This is a genomic window from Sphingomonas rhamnosi, assembly GCF_036663615.1.
Classification (GTDB): Bacteria; Pseudomonadota; Alphaproteobacteria; order Sphingomonadales; family Sphingomonadaceae; genus Sphingomonas.
On the sequence record NZ_JAXOJJ010000006.1, the window covers coordinates 145,584 to 165,480 of the forward strand.

Genomic DNA, 19,897 nt, shown 5'->3' on the forward strand with positions numbered 1-19,897 from the left:
CACCTCTGGCTATCGGCGCGCCTTCCAGATATCCGGATGCGCCTTGACATAATCGGCGAGCGCGGTCGCGATGCGCGCGTCGTCGCGGGTCGAGGGATGCGCGTCGCAGGCCGACAACGCCAGTGCGCGAACCGGGACGAAGCCGATGCGACGGTCTCCACCCGCGGCCACCCGCGCGACGACCCTGGCCGCCTCCGCGGCGATCTCGCCGTCTGCCATGTCGGTCGCCCATAACAGGATATGCGCGTCCGGATCGCGCGCGCGCAGCCGACGAATGAACGCGACATATTCGGCTTCGTACGCCGCATGGAGCGCGTCGCGGGTCTGCCAGGGCTCGCCGGCGTGCAGCGGGGTGGTGAAGTCGTTGGTGCCGAGCGCGATGACGATCAGCCGCGGGTGCCAGCTGGGATCGGCGAAGCGCCGGCTCTTGTCGAACGTCGTATAGGGATAGGCGGCGGGCACGGTGTCGCCCGGCATCCCGCCATAGTTGCGCACGACGCCGCGGCCCGAGATCGCGTTGACCTGATAGTCCGCGTCGTATCGCCGCGCGAGCAGCCCCGCGACGCCCTGCGTCGTGTCGGTGGTCTGCCAGATTTCGGCCTGGCTGCACGTGCGCGTCGATGCGGTGTTGCCGTATCCGACGGTATGCGAATCGCCGATCAACTCGATCTGCCGCGTCCGCGCGACGGGGGGCAGCGCGCGCGTGCCCGGCGCTGCGAAGAAGCCGCCGAACACGGTGGGCCCGGCCTGGCTTTCGGTTGCGACATCGACTCGCACCACATGGCGGCCAGCGGTCATGCCGCTCACCCGGTACAGGCCCGGCGCCGGGCGGACGAGCCGCGTCGCCGGTGCGCCGTCGACCGAGACGTGCAGGATCACCTCGCCTGCACCGACCGCGAACGACACCGCGCTGCCGCGGAACGCCGCTTCGAAATAGGTCCCCGGCCATTGCCGACGATAGCCATCCGCGGTCCGATCGACGCGGCCGCCGATGTGCAGCGGCAGGGGGCTGCCGGGCGTCCTTGTCGAGACGGGGGCCACCGTGATCGAAGCCGCGCTTGCCGCGGACCCGGTCAGCGTACCGAGCAGCACCGCGGCGGTGATCATCGATTTCATGCCTTGGTCCTCAGCGACGCCGGCAGCTCGTCCTTGGTGATATAGCGCCGCGACGCGAAATCGCGGCGCAACTGCACAGGGGTGTTCTGGTCCGCGCCGGTCAGCCAGCGCGTGTGCCAGGTCATGAACCACAACCAGTCGGCATCCGGGCCGAGCGTCGCCGGGTCGGGGACGGGGCCATTTTCGTGCAGGCAGATCGGCACCGTATCGCCGACGATCGCCTTTACCTGCGCAAACATCGGCGCCAGGTTGCCGTGGTCGAGCGCATAGATATCCGCGCCGGCGACATCGACCTGCGCGCGGCCCGGATACCACGCCGGATCGACGTTCTGCCCGGCCCAGCCCAGCACCCAGATCAGGTTGTCGAGACCGTGTACGCGGGTGAAGCGATCGTACATCAGCGACCATAGCGCCTTGAACGCGGCGGGCCCGTGCTTCCCCCACCAGAACCAGTCGCCGCTGAACTCGTGCAATGGCCGCCACAGCACGGGGACGCCGCGATCGCGCAGCACGGCCAGCAGCCGGGCGGTCTCGGTCATGTCGCGCACCATTGCGACATGCTGCGGCGTGCCGGGGGTCAGCGCCGCCGCGACATCGAAGTCCTTCTTCGAATTCTCGTAGCCGGTGCCGATATCGGGGGCCCCCCAATGCCAGCACAGCGTCACGATCCCGCCCAAGCGCGACCAGGCGGTGGCGCGATCGTTGACCGCGTCATTGTCGCTCGGCTCGATATAGTCGAACCCCAGCAATGCCGGTTGCTTGCCCGTGACGCGCTGCAGATAGTCCAGTTCCAGGCGCGGGCCCGCGGGGCTGAAATTCTGCTCCTGCTGCCCGGTCAGCGTCTTGCGGCGGTACTGGCTCCACAGATAGGCATAGAGACGCCGCGCCGTCGGCGATGCGGCTGGGTTGCTGAGCGCGTGCACCGGCGCGGCGGCGAGCGCGGGCGTGCCCGCCGCTACCCCGAGCGCAGCGGCGATCGCGAGCGTCTCGCGGCGGTTCACCACGGGGCCGGTCATCGCGCGGCCAACGCCGTCGCGTGCGCGCGGATCGCCGCCTGCGTCTGGGTGTCGCTGTCGAACACGCCGTACCAGCCCTGCGGTTCGTGCGGTGGATCACCCATATAGGCCAGATCGCCGCGCTGGAATCGATGGTCGGCATGCGGCGTGCGCGCCTCACCGTTCCACGCCCAGAAGTTCGATCCCGCCAGCGGGCCGCCGATCTTCATATCGGCTTCGACCGCGCCATAGATCTGCCGATAGAAGCGGTCCTTGTACTGCGTCGAGATGCCGGGGTCATAGGCGTCGCGCCCGTCGCGTGGGTAGCCGAACTCCTCGATCACCAAAGGTTTGCCGAGCGACCGGGCAAGCCGGATATGCGTATCGATATACTCGGCGACCTTGGCCGCGCCCGCGTCATAGGTGCCGGCGAGATCGGCGGGATCCATCCAGCTCCAGTTGTTCGGCCAGATATGCGCGGTCAGATAGTCGATCGCGGGCGAGCGGTGCGCGGCGAGCACGACATCCTCGCGCTCGATCGACCCCTTCAGGCCTTCCGACCCGGTCGAGACCAGATGGTTGGGATCCAGCGTCTTGATGTAGCGCGCGGTGTCGTCGATCCAGCGATAGAAGGCAGGCAGGTTGGGCACCGCCACTGCCTCGCCCCCCGCCGGGCGCGGTTCGTTGGCAAGCTGCCACGCCATGATCGTCGGGTCGGCCGCATAGGCGACACCGGTGACGCTGTTGGTGCGCGTCACCACCGCGCGGATGTAATCCCGGTACAGCGCCTGCGCCTGACCGTTGGTGTAGAACGCCGCGTTCCAGTCCGCGAATTCGGGCCAGGGGTGGGCGGGGTCGTTCATGTTGATGAACTTGCCGCCGTTGACCCACGACAGATAGGTCATCATGCCGCCCGACCATTCCCAGAAATTGGTCAGGTACACTACGCCGGTCATGTCGCGCCTGGCCATTTCGGCCAGCATCCAGTCCAGCCCCTTGAGCAGGTCCTGGTTGTAGCGTGCGCTCTGGTCGCGGAAGCCGGGGGTGATCGAGTTCTTGAGTGGCGACAGTTCGGCCGAGCCCAGGATCCGCAGGTTGCGGACGCCGAGGGCCTGTAGCCGATCGAGCTCGCGCCCCAACCGCGCGCGATTGCCATAGCCGGTCTCGGCGCCGAGCCAGGCGCCGTACCAGATGTTGGCACCCGCGTAGCGATAGCGCTGTCCGTCGCGACGGAACCCCAGGCCGTCGACGGTCACGAAGCGCGACGGTCGCCCGGTGCGCAGCGCGCCTCCCGTGGTGCAGGCGGAGGCGGCGAACGCGGCGCCCATCACCAGGGCCGTGCGGCGGTCAATCGTCATCCAACCCAATCCCGTCTTCGGGGCAAGCGGTTGCGCCGTTGCGAACCGATGCCCTCTTTGTCTCGGCGCCACCCTTAGGTTTGCATTGACCCATGCGCCACCGCGATCTTGTCCACGCGGTGCGCAAAAAGACCGTGCCGCAGATGCGCGCCGGCGCGCTAGGGTGAGCCATGCGCCGTCCCAAGATTACAATCCGCCAGCTGAGCTATTTCGTCGCGCTTGCGGAAACCGGCAACTTCACGCGGGCCGCCGAACAGATGGGGGTGTCGCAACCCTCGTTGTCGCAACAGATCCGCGCGCTGGAGGGGATCCTGGGCGCGCCGCTGTTCGAACGGGGCGGACCGGCGATCCTTACCCCGCTCGGGCGCGAACTGCTCGAGCGCGCGCGGCGGATCCTGTTCGATGTGATCGATCTGGAGGACGTTCGTGTCGAGTCGGCGGATGCGCTGGTCGGGACGATCCGGCTGGGCGTGTCGCCGACGCTCGGCGCCTATCTGCTGCCGAGCCTCGTCGCGCGGCTTCACCGGGAACATCCGAGCCTGCGGATCCATGTGCGCGAAGGCCTGCCGTCCGCGCTGACCGCCGGTCTCGCCGCGGGAGACCACGACCTGATCCTCGCGCAACTGCCCGTCGCCGGACGCGGCTTTCACAGCGAACGGCTGTTCCGCGAGGCGCTGTATCTGGCGATGGCGGTGGATCATCCGCTCACCACCAAGTCGATGATCGAGATGGCCGATCTGCGCGGTCAGAGCCTGCTGACCCTGGTCGCCGATTACCGGCTGGCGCAACAGGTCGCGACGATCGCCGCGGACGTCGGTGCGGCGGTGCTGAACGATTACGAAGGGACCAGCCTGGACGCGATCCGCCAGATGGCCGGGATGGGGATGGGGCTCGCTTTGCTGCCGCAGCTCTATGTCCGGCAGGAAGTCCGTGACGGCGACGACGTCGTCGTGCGTCCGATCAAGGGCGGGCGCCTGTACCGCGACATCGGACTGTTGTGGCGCAGCGGGGCGGGGCGGGCGCCGGCCTATCAGTTGATCGCCGAGCTGCTGCGTGCGGTCGGCCCATAAGTTTATCCTATCACATATATAGTCAACCGCTACTTGCGCCAATGACGTGTTGCGGCGATCCTGTGGTCGGACTCAATTGTGGCGGACCATGGCAATGGCAGACACCCGTATTGGCTGGCGCGAGGCGGCCGCGTGGCTGGCGGAAATCGTCGGGCCGGACGTTCCGTATCTTCGGCTTGCGCTGGTGTACGGCGTGGCGATCAGCCTGTTGTCGCTGGCGACGCCGATTTCGGTGCAGTTACTGATCAACAGCGTCGCCAACACCGCCTTGCCCGCGCCGCTGTGGACGCTCGCCGGGTTGTTGTTCCTGCTGCTGTTGTTCGTTGCGGGGCTCAGCGCGGCGCGGTTCTGGGTCATGGCACTGTTCGAACGGCGCTTCTACGCGCGCGTCGTCGCGGAGATCACGCTGCGTGCGGTCCACGCACAGAACCCGTTCTTCGCCGATCAGAACCGCGCCGACCTGTTCAACCGCTATTTCGATCTGGTGGTGGTGCAAAAGGCGGTGCCGAGCCTGGTCATCGGCGGCTTCACCATCCTGCTGCAATCCGCCGTCGGGCTGGTCGTGACGAGCTTCTATCACCCGTTCTTCCTCGCGTTCAATACGTTGCTGCTGCTGATGATGCTGGCGATCTGGATGCTGTGGTCGCGCGGGTCGATCCGCTCGGCGATCGCGCTGAGCCACGCCAAGCACGATGGAGCGCGCTGGCTGGAAAGTGTCGGCGGGTCGAACGGCTTCTACAAATCGAGCCGCCATCTCGATTTCGCGATGGATCGGTCGGAAACCGTCACCGCGGCCTATGTCGATCGGCACCGGCGGTATTTTCGGTTCAGCTTCACGCAGACCGTCGCCTTCCTCCTGCTCTACGCCTTTGCCAGCGCGGCGTTGCTCGCGCTCGGCGGCAATTTGATCCTGCGCGGCGAACTGTCGATCGGGCAACTGGTCGCCGCCGAGCTGATCCTCAGCGGCGTCTTCTATGGCCTGTCGCAGCTCGGCTGGTACCTCGATACGCTGTACGATCTGATCGCGAGTTCTGAGGAGCTGTCGCTGCTGTTCGCGATCCCGCAGGAACCGGCGGTGACGACCAAGGGTGGGGGGCAGGCGCCCGCCGACGGCGCGGTGCGGCTCGACGCGGTCGAAGTCGGGGGCGCCCGGTTCGACTTCGCGCTGGCGGCGGGCGAACAGCTCGTGACTCTGGCCGATGGCGACACCGAGCGGCTGCTCGAAATGGTGTTGAAGCGGCATGTCGTGCCCGACCGCGGGCTGGTGATGATCGGCGGCGCGGACATGGCGACGTTCGACATGTACCAGCTGCGGTCGCAGGTCATGGTGATCAATCGCCCGACCATCGTCGAGATCACGATCCGCGAGTATCTGACCTTGGCCGCCACCGCCGTTGCCTCGGGTGCGATGCTCGATGCGCTCGAGGCGGTGGGCTTGCGCGATCGGATCGCGCGGCTGCCGAACGGGCTCGACACGCAGCTCGCCGCGTCGGGCTACCCGCTGTCGATCGGCGAGGTGATGGCGCTCAAGCTCGCCAACGCGTTGCTCGTCCGCCCGCGCGTGCTGATGCTGTCGCAGCTGTACGATCTGCTGCCGGCGGAGCGGTTGGTGGCGGCCTTGCGTCAATTGAAGGCCGCGGGGACGACGACCTTGCTGTGTACCGGCCGACCCGAGGATATCAGCCTCGACGGCTGGTTCCGGCTCGAACCGCATCGGCAGCGCCGCTTCGCCAGCTGGACCGCGCTGATCGCCGACACCCAAGCGGAGGCGCGCCATGACGTCCAGCCCTGATCGCGCCGCGCACTTTCCCACGCTGGCGGGGATGCGTCCCCCCGGGGTCGCGAAGACGATCGCGTGGCTGCTGGTGATCGGCGTCGCGGTTGCCGGCGCGATCATGGCGCTGGTGCCGTGGGTGCAGACCGCCAACGGGACCGGGCAAGTGATCGCGCTCGACCCCGACGATCGGCAGCAACAGGTCACCGCATTCGTCCCCGGCCGGGTGGAACGCTGGTATGTCCAGGACGGCCAGCACGTCGAGCGCGGCGATCCGATCGCGCGCGTCGTCGATCTCGATCCCGATCTGCTGTCGCGGTTGGGCGCCGAACGCGCGCAGGTTCTGGCCGAGATCGCCGCGATCCAGCAGAGCCGGGCGGTTGCGGGGATCGACGTGTCGCGCACCGCGCAGCTGTTCGCCGAGGGCCTCGCCGCACGGCGTGATTACGAACAGACGCAGATCAAGGTCGCCGATGCCGGCGCCAAGCTGGCCGAGGCGCGCGCCAAGCTCAACCGGATCGACATCCAGCTCAATCGCCAGTCCGCGCAGATGGTCCGCGCGCCGCGCGACGGTCGCGTCCAGCAACTCAACGCCTCAACCAGCGGATCGATGGTCGCGCCCGGCACGGTACTCGCAGTGATCGCCCCCGAACGGGTGGAGCGCGCGGTCGAGCTGTTCGTCGACGGCCGCGACGTGCCGTTGGTCCATCCCGGTCGCCCGGTCCGGCTGGAATTCGAAGGCTGGCCGGCGATCCAGTTCAGCGGCTGGCCGTCGGTCGCGCAGGGCATGTTCGACGGGCGCGTCCGCACGATCGATCCCACCGCCGCGCCCGACGGCCTGTTCCGCATCCTGGTCGAGCCGCAACCCGGCAAGCCCGCCTGGCCCGCGCGCGACTATGTCCGCCCGGGCAGCAAGGTACGCGGCTGGGTACAGGGCGAAACCGTGCTGGTGGGGTACGAGCTGTGGCGCCAGCTCAACGACTTCCCGCTCGAATTCGGGCGGCGTGCCGCGGTCCCGGCGAAGCCCGAGGCCAAGGCGATGGCGACCAAGGGCGGCGAAGACGAGGACGCGAAGAAATGATCCGCTACCTTCTCGTGCTGCTCGTCGTCTTGAGCCCGGGCGCGGCGTGCGCACAGGGACCGTTGACCCTCGACGAGGTGCTCGAATCCTCGGCTCGCTCCGCCCCGCAGATCGTCGAAGCGCTCGCCCGCGTCCGCCAGGCGGAGGGGCGGTCGCTGTCGGCCGAGGGGGCGTTCGACACGGTGTTCGACGTCGACGGCCGGTCGCGCGTCGCCGGATACTATGACGGCAGCGTGGTCGAGGGGCGCGCGACGCGACCGCTGACCGGCAATGGCGGCTATGTCTATGGCAACTACCGCGCGTCGCGCGGGACGTTCCCGGTGTACGAGGATCAGGCCTATACCAACCGGCTGGGCGAGGCGAAGGTCGGTGCGTTGTTCGCGCTGCTCCGCGACCGCGTCATCGACGAACGTCGCACGCGGCGCAGCGTCGCCGTCGCCGATATCGACGTCGCCCGGTTCGAGGCGCAGATGGTCGCGATCGGCGTGCAGCGGCGCGCGATCGACGCGTACCAGGCCTGGGTCGCGGCGGGGTTGCGGCTGCGGGCGTATCGCGACCTGTTGGGCCTGGCAGAACGGCGGCGCGGGGCGATCGGACGGCTGGTCACGCTCGGCGCGCGACCCGAAATCCTGTTGACCGAGAACGACCAGAACCTCGTTCGCCGCCGCGCGCTGGTGGTGCGCGCCGAGCAGGACGTCGCCACCGCGGCGAACGCGCTGTCGCTGTACCTGCGTGACGGATCGGGTGCGCCGCTGGTGGTGCCCGACACCGGCCTGCCCGACGACGTCACCGCGCTGGCTGGCGTCGCGGTCGCCGCAAAGACCGCCGCGTTGGTCGATACGCGTCCCGATTACCGCACGATCCTGACCCGCATCGACCAGGCGACCGCCCGGTTGATGCTGGCGCAGAACGACTTGGCGCCGCGGCTCGACCTGCGCGGCGAGGTCGGCAAGGATATCGGCGCGGCGGGCCTCGGCGGGGCGACCCGAACCCCGCTCGACGCAGCGATCGGGTTCCGCTTCAGCGTGCCGCTGCAGAACCGCGCCGCCAAGGGACGCGTCGCCGAGGCGCGGGCGGAGATCGACGCGCTCGGGCAGCGTAGCCGCTTCCTGCGCGATCAGATCGCGATCGAGGTCGAGGGGATCGTCATCGCGGTCGGCGCGACCGAGCGGCTCGCGACGATCGCCGAGGAGGAGCGCAGCCTTGCCGATCGGCTCGCCGCGGCCGAACGCCGCCGGTTCGAGCTCGGCTCGGGCGACTTCTTCCTCGTCAACCAGCGCGAGGAAACCGCTACGGACGCGGGTCTCCGGGTAATCGATGCCCGCGCCCGGATCGCGGCCGCGCGCGCCGAACTGGCGGCGGCGACCGCGGATCGCGGCGCGTTGCGGCTGACCAACTGAGCTACGGTCCCACCGGCCTCGGCTGAACCGCGCCGGCGGTCTTACCCGCCGCGTCGTGCGCGCTCGGCCATCTCGTTCAACTGCACCACGGTTTCCGGAAAGCGATGATCCGCTTCGGCATTGCGCAGCGGCCGGACGCGTTCGACCAGGATCTCGCCCGATGCGGGCTGCTCCGCCCACAGCGTCATGACTTCGTCTGCGAATGCGTCGAGCGGCATATAGCCTTGCCGCGTTTCCTGCCCGGGGGTCAGCGTGGTCTGCACGCCCGGGGGCGCGATCTCGATCAGTTCGACCTGACCGGCGAGCAGGCGGCGCAGACTGACCGTGTAGCTGTGGATCGCCGCCTTGGTCGCCGAATAGGTCGGCGCTGCGGTCAGCGGCACGAAGGCGAGACCCGAGGTCAAATTGACGATCGCGGCACCGGCTTGCGTCTTCAGGTGATCGACCAGCGCGTTGGTCAGGCGGATCGGGCCGAGCAGGTTGGTGACGATCGTCGCCTCCGCGTCGGCCAGGTCGCGGCGGCTCGCGGCGTCCTCGATCTTCATGATGCCGGCATTGTTGACCAGCACGTTGAGCGCGGGGTGCTCGGCGACGATCCGCGCCGCGAAATCCTCGACCGCGGCGGCATCGTCGATGTCGAGCAGCATCGCGTGCATCCGCTCGCGGCCGGCGATCGTGTCGTCGAGCGGCTGCTGCCGACGCCCGGCGACGATCACGGTGTTACCCGCGTCGTGCAGCCGCTGGGCGAGCGCGGCGCCGATCCCCGATCCGCCGCCGGTGATCAGGATGGTGTTGCCGGTCGGGTTCATGGGACGTCTCCTGCAGGTGGAGGCCGTAGGTGGTCACGCGAAGCGCGAAAGCAACGCCACGGCGCAAAGATCGCTAGTCGACCTTGCCGCCGCCCAGCATCGGCGCGGCGGCGCTAGTCGCGAGATCGGCGTCGGAGAAGCGGATCGGTGTGCGGACACCGGGAACGGTCGATCCGTCGGCACGCGCCGCGTCGATCGCCATGCCGCGCGCGACGACCTGCGGGTCGGCGAACGCCTGCGCGACCGAATTGATCGGGCCCGCCGGCACGCCGACCGCTTCCAACTGCGCGAGCAGCGCGTCCCTCGCGATCCGCGACGTCGCCGCCTCGATCCCCGCGGAGAGCACGTCGCGAAACGCCACGCGGCCGGCGTTGGTCGCGAGTCGCGGATCGTCGCGCAGCCTGTCCAGCCCCAGCGCGTCGCAGAACCGCACGAACTGCGCGTCGTTGCCGACCGCGAGAATGAACCAGCCATCCGCGCACGGAAACACCGCATAGGGCGCGATATTGGCATGCGCGTTGCCGACGCGGGTCGGCGACACGCCGCTCGCGAACCAGTTCATCGCCTGGTTGGCGAGTACGCCGGTCATCGTGTCGAGCAGCGCCATGTCGATCTGCTGCCCGTGCCCGGTGCGTTCGCGCATGCTCAGCGCCGCCTGGATCGCGATTACCGCATACAGCCCGGTCATGATGTCGGCAAAGGCGACGCCGATCTTCTGCGGTGCCGCGTCCGGTTCGCCGGTCAGGTCCATGATCCCGCTCATGCCCTGGACGATGAAGTCGTACCCCGCGCGCGCCGCATACGGTCCGTCCTGCCCGAATCCGGTGATCGAGCAATAGACCAGCCGCGGGTTGATCGCGGACAAGCTGGCATAATCGAGCCCGTATCGCGCGAGGCCGCCAACTTTGAAGTTCTCGATCACGACATCGGCGTCGGCGATCAGTGCGCGAACGGTCGCCTGGCCTTCGGGGGTGGCAAAGTCCGCGACGACCGACCGCTTGCCGCGATTGGCGGCGTGGAAATAGGCGGCGTCGCGGCTGCCGTCGGGATTGTCGATGAACGGCGGGCCCCAGCGCCGCGTGTCGTCGCCGGCGGGGGATTCGACCTTGATGACCTCGGCGCCGAGATCCGCGAGCACCTGGCCGGCCCAGGGACCGGCGAGGATGCGGGCGAGTTCGATGACCTTTAGGCCCGCGAGGGGGGTGGGTTTAGCCAAGCAGCCCACCCAGATTTCCGTCACCCCAGCGCAGGCTGGGGTCTCCCGGTAATGGCGCGCACCCGTGCCGCACGAGACCCCAGCCTGCGCTGGGGTGACGAGATTGGCGCCTCAAAACGCCGCGATCCCCGTGATCGCGCGGCCGAGGATCAGCGCATGCACATCGTGCGCGCCCTCATAGGTATTCACCGTCTCCAGGTTCATCAGGTGGCGCATCACCTGATACTCGCCCGAAATGCCGTTGCCGCCGTGCATGTCGCGGCTCATCCGCGCGATATCCAGCGCCTTGCCGACATTGTTGCGCTTTACCAGGCTGACCATCTCGGGCGCGAACCGGCCCTCGTCCATCAGCCGCCCGACGCGCAAGCTCGCCTGCAACCCCAGCGCGATCTCGGTCTCCATGTCGGCGAGCTTCTTCTGGAAGAGCTGCCGCCCGGCGAGCGGGGTGCCGAACTGGTTGCGGTCGAGGCCATATTGGCGCGCCGCATGGAAGCAGAATTCGGCGGCGCCAAGCGCGCCCCAGCTGATCCCGTAGCGCGCGCGGTTGAGGCACCCGAACGGACCTTTCAGCCCTTCCACGTCGGGCAACAGCGCATCCTCGCCGACCGCGACCTCGTCCATCATGATCATGCCGGTGATCGACGCGCGCAAGCTCAGCTTGCCCTCGATCTTGGGCGTCTCCAGCCCTGTCATTCCCCGTTCGAGCACGTAGCCGCGGATCGCGCCGCCATGCGCGTCCGATTTCGCCCAGATCACGAAGACGTCGGCGATCGGTGAATTGCTGATCCAGGTCTTGGCGCCCGATATGACATAGCCGCCATCGGTCTTCTTCGCGCGCGTCGTCATGCCGCCGGGGTCGGATCCGGCATCGGGCTCGGTCAGGCCGAAGCAACCGATGAATTCGCCGCTGGCCAGCTTGGGCAGGTATTTGCGCTTCTGCGCGTCCGACCCGTACGCGAAGATCGGGTACATCACGAGGCTCGACTGGACGCTCATCATCGAGCGGTAGCCGGAATCGATCCGCTCCACCTCGCGCGCGACCAGGCCGTACGCGACATAGGACGCATTCGCCCCGCCATACGCCTCGGGCAGGGTCAGTCCGAGCAGCCCCAATTCGCCCATCTCGCGGAAAATCGCGGGGTCGGTATGTTCGGTCTGGAACGCCTCGACGATGCGCGGGGCCAGCTTGTCGTCGGCATAGGCGCGCGCGCTGTCGCGGATCATCCGTTCGTCTTCGCTCAATTGGTCGTCGAGCAGAAAGGGATCCGCCCAGTCGAACTTGCCCATGCCGGCCATCATCGTCTCCTTGGTCTGCGGCCCAAGTCGTGCGTCGGCGCGCGAAAGTCCACCCCCGGCGTCAGGACTCCTCGAGGCTCAGCACCGTCAGCGTCGCACAGAGATCGCCGTCCAGCGTTTCGATCGAGTCGAGTGCGAGGTCGGCGATGATATGCCCGCGCAACGCAAACTCCGCCTCGGGCAGGCTGGTCAGCCAGGATCGAACGTCGGGTACGTCGGGCGCGGACAGCCGGACGACATGCCGCGTGCCGGCAAAGGTCGCGCTTGCCCAGGGTCGGCCGGCGATCGAATCGATCCGCACGGCGAACTCAGCACCCATCGTCCGCAGCGCGCGGATCAGCAACGTGCCCGCATCGGGCCCCCGATCCTGCGGCATCATGCGCCGACGCCTTCGATGAACGCGTCGATCCGCGCAATGATCGTCGCACCGGGCTGCCGCCCGCGTTTGAGATCGTGCACCAACCGCGGATCATTGACCGCAAGCCGCCCGAACTTGCTGACCGGCATGCCCGTCATGCGCAGATATCTGTCGATCTTGATGAGAACGGACACGTCGTGCTCCCTTCGATTCCCTAAGTCCGTTCGCGGTTTGTTCTCACATTTCCAACTTGTCTAGGAAAAATCCTACGCTAGGGTTCATGATCATGTTCGATCCCGATCCAAGAGCCGCGCTGGCGGCGCTCGCTGCGGCGCGGGGGGACAGTCTTGCCGCCTTGTCGGCGATGTTGGGGCGCAATGCCGCCTATCTGCAGCAGTTCGTTCGCCGGGGATCGCCGCGCGCGCTGGCGGAACGCGACCGGCGGTTGCTGTCTGACTATTTCGGGGTCGCGGAGACGATGCTGGGTGCGGCCGAGACGCCGGGCCCGTTCCGCCTGCCACGGCTCGACGTCGCGGCGTCGGCGGGGCCGGGCGCGTTGGTCGATGGTGAGATCACGCTCGGCACCGACTCTATCGATCCCGCGCTGGCGCAGCGCCTGGGGCTGAAGGCGGGGCAGGCCGCGGTCATCCGCGTGCGCGGCGATTCGATGGCGCCGGGGCTGCTCGATGGGGATCACATCGTCGTCGACACCGCGGATCGCCAACCAGGGAAGCGCGGCGGCGTGTTCGTGATCCGGATCGACGCCGCGACGATGGTGAAGCGGGTGGCGATGGGGGCGAGGGGGCTGGTGGTCACCAGCGACAATCCGGATGCGGCGGCCGTGCCGCCGGGAGAGATCGCGATCATCGGCCGCGTCGTCTGGCAGATGCGCGAGCCGCGGTAGCGCAGGATGTAATTGGCATGAACTGTTCCCCGGCGAAGGCCGGGGCCCAGTTGGGAAGGCGGGTATAACGGAGCGCGCCGGCCACCACGATAGTCCCCCAACTGGGCCCCGGCCTTCGCCGGGGTAAGAGTTGGGGATGCCTGTCCCGCCGCAGCTAGCGCCGATCGCGCAGCCAAACCAGGACCGCGACGGCCACCCCAACCGCCGACCCGATCAGGAACCCCGGGGTCGCCTGGCCGACCGCGAAGCCGATCGCGGCGCCCCCGATCATCCCGAGCGCGATGAGGGCGCCGCCGGCGGCGTTGGGACGAGGATCGGACATACGCGCTCCATTGCCACCGGGCGCGGCGAGATGCCAGCGTCGCGACCCGCCACGCGCACTTTCGCCAGTATGACGGGGCTGGGGCGGCGGGCCGTGCGACAAGCCCCTGTCGCGCCCACGAAACCGCGTCTAGGACGACGCCATGGTGTTTCGCGTTCGGCGTGCCGGCTTTTGCGCGGCCACGGCCTTGCTGGCTGTCGTGACGGGCGGCGCGGCGATGGGCCAGACCGTGCCAAGCGAACCTGCTCCCTCGCTCGATCCTAACGCCCCGCTCGCCACGCTCCCCGATATCGGCTTCGCCTGGCCCGATCTCGCCGCCACGCCCGACGATCCCGCGACCGCTGCGGCGACCGCGGATGCCGACGCCGCACGCCGCTATGACTGGCGCGTCGACGGGATCGACGCCGTGGCCAGCACGCTGCTGCGTCCCCGCTTCGACCAATTGTCGACGCTCAACGCCAATGACGGCAAGCCCGCCAACGCCGCGCAGCTGGATCGCCGCGCGCGCGAGGATGCGGCGTTGCTCACCAGCCTGCTGCGCGCCGAAGGCTATTACGACGCGGCGGTCACCACGCGCGTTGAACCCGGCGTCAAACCGCTGGTCGTCGTCGAAGCCGCCCCCGGCACGCTCTATCGCTTCAAGGGCGTGACGATCGACGGCATCGCGGCCGCGGGCGACAAGGCGCCGGGGCTGACGACCGCGTTCGGCGTCAAGGCCGACGATCCGGTCAATTCGGACGCGATCGTCGCGGGCGAGGCGCAGCTGACCACGCAGATCGGCCGCGAGGGCTTCCCGTTCGCGACGGTCGGCGATTCGGCGATCGTCGTCGATCACGCCACCCGCACCGCCACTCTCGACCTGGCGGTGCAGCCCGGCGGCGCGCGCCGGTTCGGGCAGGTCGTCGCGCTGCCCGGCAACCGCGTGTTCGGCGCGGACCATATCGCCGAGATCGCGCGCTTCTCCCCCGGCCAGCCCTATGACTCCGCGAAGATCGAGGATCTGCGCCGTGCGCTGATCCAGACCAGCCTGGTTTCGGCGGTCACGATCAAGCCGGTCGACGGCGCCACGCCCGGCACGGTCGATGTCGCGGTCAAGCTCGACCCCGCGCCCCCGCATACCATCGCGGGCGAGCTCGGCTACGGCACCGGCGAAGGTGCGCGCGCCGAAATCAGCTGGACGCACCGCAACCTGTTCCCGCCCGAAGGCGCGCTGACCCTGCGTTCGGTGCTCGGCACGCGCGAACAGCTCGGGTCGGTGATCTTCCGCCGCAGCAATTTCCACGCCCGCGACCGTGTGCTGACCGCGCAGCTCTCGGCCGCGCATACCAACCGCGATGCGTATGACGCCAAGACCTTCACGCTGTCGGGCAGTTTGGAGCGACAGACCAACATCTTCTTCCAGAAGACCTGGACCTGGTCGGCGGGCGCAGAACTGGTGGCGTCGGACGAGCGCGACGTGCTGTTGTCGACCGGGCTGCCGCGCCGCCGCACCTTCTTCATCGGCGCGCTGCCGACCAGCCTCAATTACGACGGCTCGGACGATCTGCTCAACCCGACCCGCGGGTTCCGGCTCGGCGCGCGTGTGTCGCCCGAGGTGTCGCTGCAGGGGTCGGTGTTCGGCTATACGCGCGTCCAGTTCGACGGCAGCGTCTATCGCACCGTGCATGACGGCGTCGTGCTGGCGGCGCGGACCCGGCTCGGCACGATCGCCGGTGCGCCGCGCGATCAGGTCGCGCCGTCGCGGCGCTTCTATGCGGGCGGCGGAGCCTCGGTGCGCGGCTATGGCTACCAGGCGATCGGGCCGCGCGATCCCAACAACGACCCCGTCGGCGGTCGCAGCCTGACCGAGTTCGCGATCGAAGCACGCGTCAAGGCGTTCGGCAATTTCGGCATCGTGCCGTTCCTCGACGCCGGCAACATCTACACCTCGCCGCTGCCGAAATTCACCGGGTTGCAATATGGCGCCGGGCTTGGCGTGCGCTATTATTCGAATTTCGGGCCGATCCGCCTGGATGTCGGCACCCCGCTCAACCCGCGCGCGGGGGACAGCCGGATCGCGGTGTACGTGTCGTTGGGGCAGGCGTTTTGAGGTGGCGGCGGTGGATTGCCGGGGCGCTGCTCGGGCTGTTCGCGATCCTCGGCGCGGCATTGCTGATCGTTGATACCGATATCGGCCACCGCTACGTCGCCGATCGCATCGCCGCGATCCGCACCGCCAACGGCCTCCGCTTCGCGGTCGGGCGGATTGACGGGTCGCTCTACGGCGATACGCGACTGGTCGATCTGCGCGTCTATGACTTGGACGGGTTGGTGTTTCAGGCGCCGCAGGTCGAACTCGACTGGTCGCCGTTCAAATGGCTGTCGAACCGGCTCGAGATCCAGCGGCTCATCATCCCGCGCGCCACCCTGCTGCACACGCCGCGCACACGCCCGAGCAAGCGGCGCGGGCCGATCCTGCCCGATTTCGACATCCGCATCGGGCGCTTGGCAGTCGGCCGGCTAACGCTGGCCAGACCGGTGCTGGGCAGCGCCCGCGTCGGGCGGCTGACCGGGCAGGCCGATATTCGCTCCGGCCGCGCGCTGGTCGAGCTGGCGGCGCTGGTCGAGGGCAGCGATCGCCTCGCGCTGCGCATCGATGCCGAACCGGCGCGCGACGTGTTCGACATCGACGTGTCGGCGCGCGGTGCGGCCGGCGGCGTGCTGTCGCGGATGGCCAAGACCCGCGCGCCGGTCGCCCTCGACGTCACCGGCGACGGCAACTGGGCGCAGTGGCGCGGCACCGCGCGCGGCCGGATCGGCGCGACCCGTGTTGTCGATCTCGCGCTGGCGCAAGCCGCGGGACGCTACACTCTGTCGGGCGTGCTCGCGCCATCGACGCTGATGACAGGCAAACTGCAGCGGCTGACCGCGCCCCGCATCCTCGTCAACGGAACGGCGGGGTTCGTGAACCGGCGGCTCGACGGCCAGCTGTCGCTGCGCAGCGCCGCGCTGGCGATCGACACGACCGGTACGGTCGATCTCGCCACCAACGCCTATCGCAATGTCCGCATAAAGGCGCGGCTGCTGCGCCCGCCGGCGCTGTTCGGCAACATGACCGGCAATGCGGTCGAGTTACGCGCCATCCTCGACGGGCCGTTCGCCACCGCGGCGTTCGACTATCGGATCGACGCCACCCGCCTGGCGTTCGACAAGACCGGGTTCGAGAACGCCCACGCGGCGGGCAAGGGCCGGCTGTCGGCGTCGCCCGTCATCGTGCCCGTCCGCCTCACCGCGGCGCGGGTTACCGGGGTCGGCGACGTCGCGGGCGGCATCCTGCGCAACCTGTCGGTGAATGGGCGGCTGCGGGTGACGCCGCAGATGCTGACCGGCGACGACCTCGTCCTGCGCTCCGACAAGCTCAGCGGCCGTATCAACCTGCAGCTCGACCTCAAGACTGGCCGGTTCGAAATCGGCGTCAACGGCGCGCTCGGCCGCTATCTGATCCCCGGGCTGGGTATCGTGGACGTCAAGTCCACGCTTCGCGTCGTCCCTGGTCCCAACGGGCGCGGCACGCGCGTCATCGGGCAGGGTAGCGCGCAGATGGTGCGGCTCGATAACGCGTTCTTCCGCAGCCTGGCGGGTGGCTTGCCGCGCGTTACCGCCAACCTCGAACGTACCCCCGACGGCATCCTCCACTTCACCAATCTGGTCCTCACCGCGCCGCAGATCCGGCTAACGGGCAACGGCTACAGGCGCCGCGACGGGACTTTCCATTTCGAAGGCGGCGGGCGGCAGCAAAGCTATGGCCCGGTGACGCTGGTCCTGGACGGCAAGATCGACAAGCCGACGCTGGATCTCGTCTTCGCCGCGCCCAACGCGACGCTCGGACTGAAGGCGGTGCGCGCGCATCTCGATCCGACCGCGCAGGGGTTCGCGTTCACCGCGGCGGGCGGATCGCGCCTCGGGCCGTTCAGCGCCAACGGCGCGATCCTGTTGCCGCGCGGCCAACCCGCGACCATCGCGATCGCGGCGCTCGACGTCAGCGGCACCCGCGCATCGGGCAATCTGGCGGTCGTCGACGGCGGGTTCACCGGCCGTCTCGCGGTCGGCGGCGGGGGCCTGTCGGGCGAATTGCTGTTCCGCCCGGTCGTGCAAGTGCAGCGGATCGAGGCGCATCTCGACGCCAAAGCGGCGCAGCTGGACGGCGTGACGCTGGGGCAGGGGCATCTCGACCTCGTCACCCTGCTAGACCCCGCCGGACCGTCGATCGAGGCGACCGCGACCGGGCGCGGACTGCGCCGCGGCGCGCTCAGCCTCGCGCGCTTCTCGGGTACCGCGCGCCTGCGCGGCGGCGTCGGCGAGATCCGCGCGTCGATCGCCGGCACGCGCGGCCGCGCGTTCGCGATCGACAGCATCACGCAGGTCACCGCCGACAGCTACCGGATATCCGCACAGGGCACGCTCGATCGTCGTCCGCTGAAGCTGCTCGCCCCCGCGGTCGTGACGCGCGACGGCGATGGCTGGCGCCTCGCGCCGACGAAGCTGAGCTTCGCGGGCGGCGAGGCGCAAGTCGGTGGCCGCTTCACCGGCGTGACCAGCGCGATCGATGCGACTCTCACCCGCATGCCGCTCGCGATCCTCGATATCGGGTATCCAGGGCTGGGGCTGGCTGGGACCGCGTCGGGCAATGTCAGCGTCGCGACCGGCGACGGGGCCGCTCCGACCGGCAAGGCCAACCTGACGATCCGCGGGCTCAGCCGCGCCGGGCTGGTGCTGTCGTCGCGCGCGGTCGATGTCGGGCTCGCTGCGGTGCTGTCGCCCGACAAGCTCGGCGTCCGCGCCGTCATCGCCGCGGGTGGCAAGACGATCGGCCGCGCGCAGGCGCAGCTCGCGCCGCTGGGACAGGGCGACCTCGCCAGCCGGATCACCAACGCCCGGCTGTTCGCACAGCTGCGCTATAGCGGCCCGGCGGACACGCTGTGGCGGCTGACCGGGGTCGAGCTGTTCGACCTGTCGGGCCCGGTCGCGATCGGCGCGGATGTCACCGGGACCGCCGCCAGCCCGGTGATCCGCGGCGTCGTCCAGGCGAGCGGCGCGCGAATCGAGAGCGCGACCACGGGTACGGTCCTCACCAACGTCCAGGCGAGCGGCCGGTTCGCGGGCTCGCGGTTGGCGATCGATCGCTTCACCGCCGACGCGGGCAAGGGCGGACGCGTCACCGGCACCGGTCGGTTCGATTTCGCCGCAGCACATGGCCTGGGGCTCGATCTCAAGCTGCAGGCGGATCATGCGGTGATGATCGACCGCGACGATATCGGCGCGACCGTCAGCGGCCCGCTGACCTTCACCTCCGACGGGTCCGGCGGCACGATCGGGGGCGAGGTGATACTCGACCGCAGCCGCTATCGGCTCGGCCAGGCGACCGCCGCCAGCGCGGTGCCACAGCTCAACATCCGCGAGATCAACCTGCCCGATGGCGACGACGAAGTCGCACGGCAGACCAAGCCCTGGACGCTCGCGATCCACGCGCGCGCGCCCAACCAGGTGATCGTCAGCGGGCTGGGGCTGAGCAGCGAATGGTCGGCCAATTTGCAGATCGCCGGCGAACCCGCCAACCCCGCAATCACCGGCCGTGCGACGCTGATCCGCGGTGATTACGAATTCGCCAGCCGTAAGTTCGAACTCGCCCGCGGCATCATCCGCTTCGACGGCGGCGTGCCGGCCAACCCCGCGCTGGATATCGAGGCGAACGCGGATTCGACCGGGCTGAACGCGTCGATCCGCGTGACCGGCTATGCGCTCAAGCCCGAGATCGGCTTCACCAGCACGCCCGCATTGCCCGAGGACGAGCTGTTGTCACGGCTGCTATTCGGCACCTCGATCACCAACCTCTCCGCGCCCGAGGCGCTGCAATTGGCGGCGGCGGTGTCCGCGCTGCAAAATGGCGGGACCGGGCTGAACCCGATCAACGCGGTGCGGCGTGCGGCCGGGCTCGACCGGCTGCGCATCCTGCCTGCCGATCCGCAGACCGGGCAGGGCACCTCGATCGCCGCGGGCAAATACGTCACGCGGCGGCTTTATGCCGAGATCGTCACCGACGGGCAGGGTTACAGCGCCACCCAGGTCGAGTTCCAGGTGACGCGCTGGCTGTCGTTGCTGTCGAGTATCTCGACGCTCGGCCGCCAGAGCGCCAATGTCCGCGTGTCGAAGGACTATTGA

At 69.0% G+C, this 19,897-nt stretch carries 16 protein-coding genes; 7 read left to right on the forward strand and 9 right to left on the reverse strand.

Annotated elements, in window-relative coordinates:
• Positions 1-9: 9 nt before the first annotated feature.
• Genes U1701_RS13975 through U1701_RS13985 form a run of 3 tightly spaced genes read right to left on the reverse strand, consistent with a single transcriptional unit; the run spans position 10 to position 3,469 of the window.
• Complete coding sequence (locus tag U1701_RS13975; protein ID WP_332783178.1) at positions 10-1,116, reverse strand: SGNH/GDSL hydrolase family protein; 1,107 nt, start codon at positions 1,114-1,116, stop codon at positions 10-12.
• Complete coding sequence (locus U1701_RS13980; protein ID WP_332783179.1) at positions 1,113-2,132, reverse strand: glycosyl hydrolase; 1,020 nt, start codon at positions 2,130-2,132, stop codon at positions 1,113-1,115. Before U1701_RS13980 ends, U1701_RS13975 begins: the two co-directional genes overlap by 4 nt.
• Positions 2,129-3,469 (reverse strand): glycoside hydrolase 5 family protein, encoded by a 1,341-nt coding sequence (locus tag U1701_RS13985; protein WP_332783180.1) that lies wholly within the window; start codon positions 3,467-3,469, stop codon positions 2,129-2,131. Before U1701_RS13985 ends, U1701_RS13980 begins: the two co-directional genes overlap by 4 nt.
• 170 nt (positions 3,470-3,639) lie before the next feature.
• Between U1701_RS13985 and U1701_RS13990 the strand changes: the two genes are divergently transcribed.
• From U1701_RS13990 to U1701_RS14005, 4 genes are all read left to right on the forward strand, one after another.
• Positions 3,640-4,539, forward strand: a complete 900-nt coding sequence (locus tag U1701_RS13990) for a hydrogen peroxide-inducible genes activator (RefSeq protein ID WP_332783181.1) — start codon at positions 3,640-3,642, stop codon at positions 4,537-4,539.
• Between the two features lie 94 nt (positions 4,540-4,633).
• Positions 4,634-6,331, forward strand: a complete 1,698-nt coding sequence (locus U1701_RS13995) for an ATP-binding cassette domain-containing protein (protein ID WP_332783182.1) — start codon at positions 4,634-4,636, stop codon at positions 6,329-6,331.
• Positions 6,315-7,394 carry an efflux RND transporter periplasmic adaptor subunit gene (locus tag U1701_RS14000; RefSeq protein ID WP_332783183.1) on the forward strand — a complete coding sequence of 360 codons (1,080 nt, stop codon included), beginning with the start codon at positions 6,315-6,317 and terminating at the stop codon, positions 7,392-7,394. The genes U1701_RS13995 and U1701_RS14000 overlap by 17 nt, the downstream gene beginning before the upstream one ends.
• Positions 7,391-8,794 (forward strand): TolC family protein, encoded by a 1,404-nt coding sequence (locus tag U1701_RS14005; protein WP_332783184.1) that lies wholly within the window; start codon positions 7,391-7,393, stop codon positions 8,792-8,794. Before U1701_RS14000 ends, U1701_RS14005 begins: the two co-directional genes overlap by 4 nt.
• Positions 8,795-8,835: 41 nt before the next feature.
• Here the strand turns inward: U1701_RS14005 and U1701_RS14010 are convergent, their stop codons facing one another.
• The 5 genes from U1701_RS14010 to U1701_RS14030 all read right to left on the reverse strand — a co-directional run bounded on the left by U1701_RS14010 (position 8,836) and on the right by U1701_RS14030 (position 12,667).
• Positions 8,836-9,603, reverse strand: a complete 768-nt coding sequence (locus U1701_RS14010; protein ID WP_332783185.1) for an SDR family oxidoreductase — start codon at positions 9,601-9,603, stop codon at positions 8,836-8,838.
• A 73-nt stretch (positions 9,604-9,676) separates the two neighbouring features.
• Positions 9,677-10,819 carry a CaiB/BaiF CoA transferase family protein gene (locus tag U1701_RS14015; protein WP_332783186.1) on the reverse strand — a complete coding sequence of 381 codons (1,143 nt, stop codon included), beginning with the start codon at positions 10,817-10,819 and terminating at the stop codon, positions 9,677-9,679.
• Positions 10,820-10,930: 111 nt separating this feature from the next.
• The gene (locus U1701_RS14020; protein WP_332783187.1) at positions 10,931-12,115 is read right to left on the reverse strand and encodes an acyl-CoA dehydrogenase; all 1,185 of its coding nucleotides are present in this window, start codon (positions 12,113-12,115) and stop codon (positions 10,931-10,933) included.
• Between the two features lie 61 nt (positions 12,116-12,176).
• Positions 12,177-12,494: a hypothetical protein gene (locus tag U1701_RS14025; RefSeq protein WP_332783188.1), complete on the reverse strand. Its 318-nt coding sequence runs from the start codon at positions 12,492-12,494 to the stop codon at positions 12,177-12,179.
• Positions 12,491-12,667, reverse strand: a complete 177-nt coding sequence (locus tag U1701_RS14030) for a hypothetical protein (RefSeq protein ID WP_332783189.1) — start codon at positions 12,665-12,667, stop codon at positions 12,491-12,493. Before U1701_RS14030 ends, U1701_RS14025 begins: the two co-directional genes overlap by 4 nt.
• Before the next feature lie 86 nt (positions 12,668-12,753).
• Between U1701_RS14030 and U1701_RS14035 the strand changes: the two genes are divergently transcribed.
• Complete coding sequence (locus U1701_RS14035; protein WP_332783190.1) at positions 12,754-13,377, forward strand: S24 family peptidase; 624 nt, start codon at positions 12,754-12,756, stop codon at positions 13,375-13,377.
• A 154-nt stretch (positions 13,378-13,531) separates the two neighbouring features.
• Here U1701_RS14035 and U1701_RS14040 read toward each other — a convergent pair whose 3' ends face one another.
• Complete coding sequence (locus tag U1701_RS14040; protein ID WP_332783191.1) at positions 13,532-13,699, reverse strand: hypothetical protein; 168 nt, start codon at positions 13,697-13,699, stop codon at positions 13,532-13,534.
• A gap of 142 nt (positions 13,700-13,841) precedes the next feature.
• Here U1701_RS14040 and U1701_RS14045 point away from each other — a divergent pair, with 142 nt between their 5' ends.
• Positions 13,842-15,788 (forward strand): autotransporter assembly complex protein TamA, encoded by a 1,947-nt coding sequence (locus U1701_RS14045; RefSeq protein ID WP_443026060.1) that lies wholly within the window; start codon positions 13,842-13,844, stop codon positions 15,786-15,788.
• Complete coding sequence (locus tag U1701_RS14050; RefSeq protein WP_332783192.1) at positions 15,785-19,897, forward strand: translocation/assembly module TamB domain-containing protein; 4,113 nt, start codon at positions 15,785-15,787, stop codon at positions 19,895-19,897. Before U1701_RS14045 ends, U1701_RS14050 begins: the two co-directional genes overlap by 4 nt.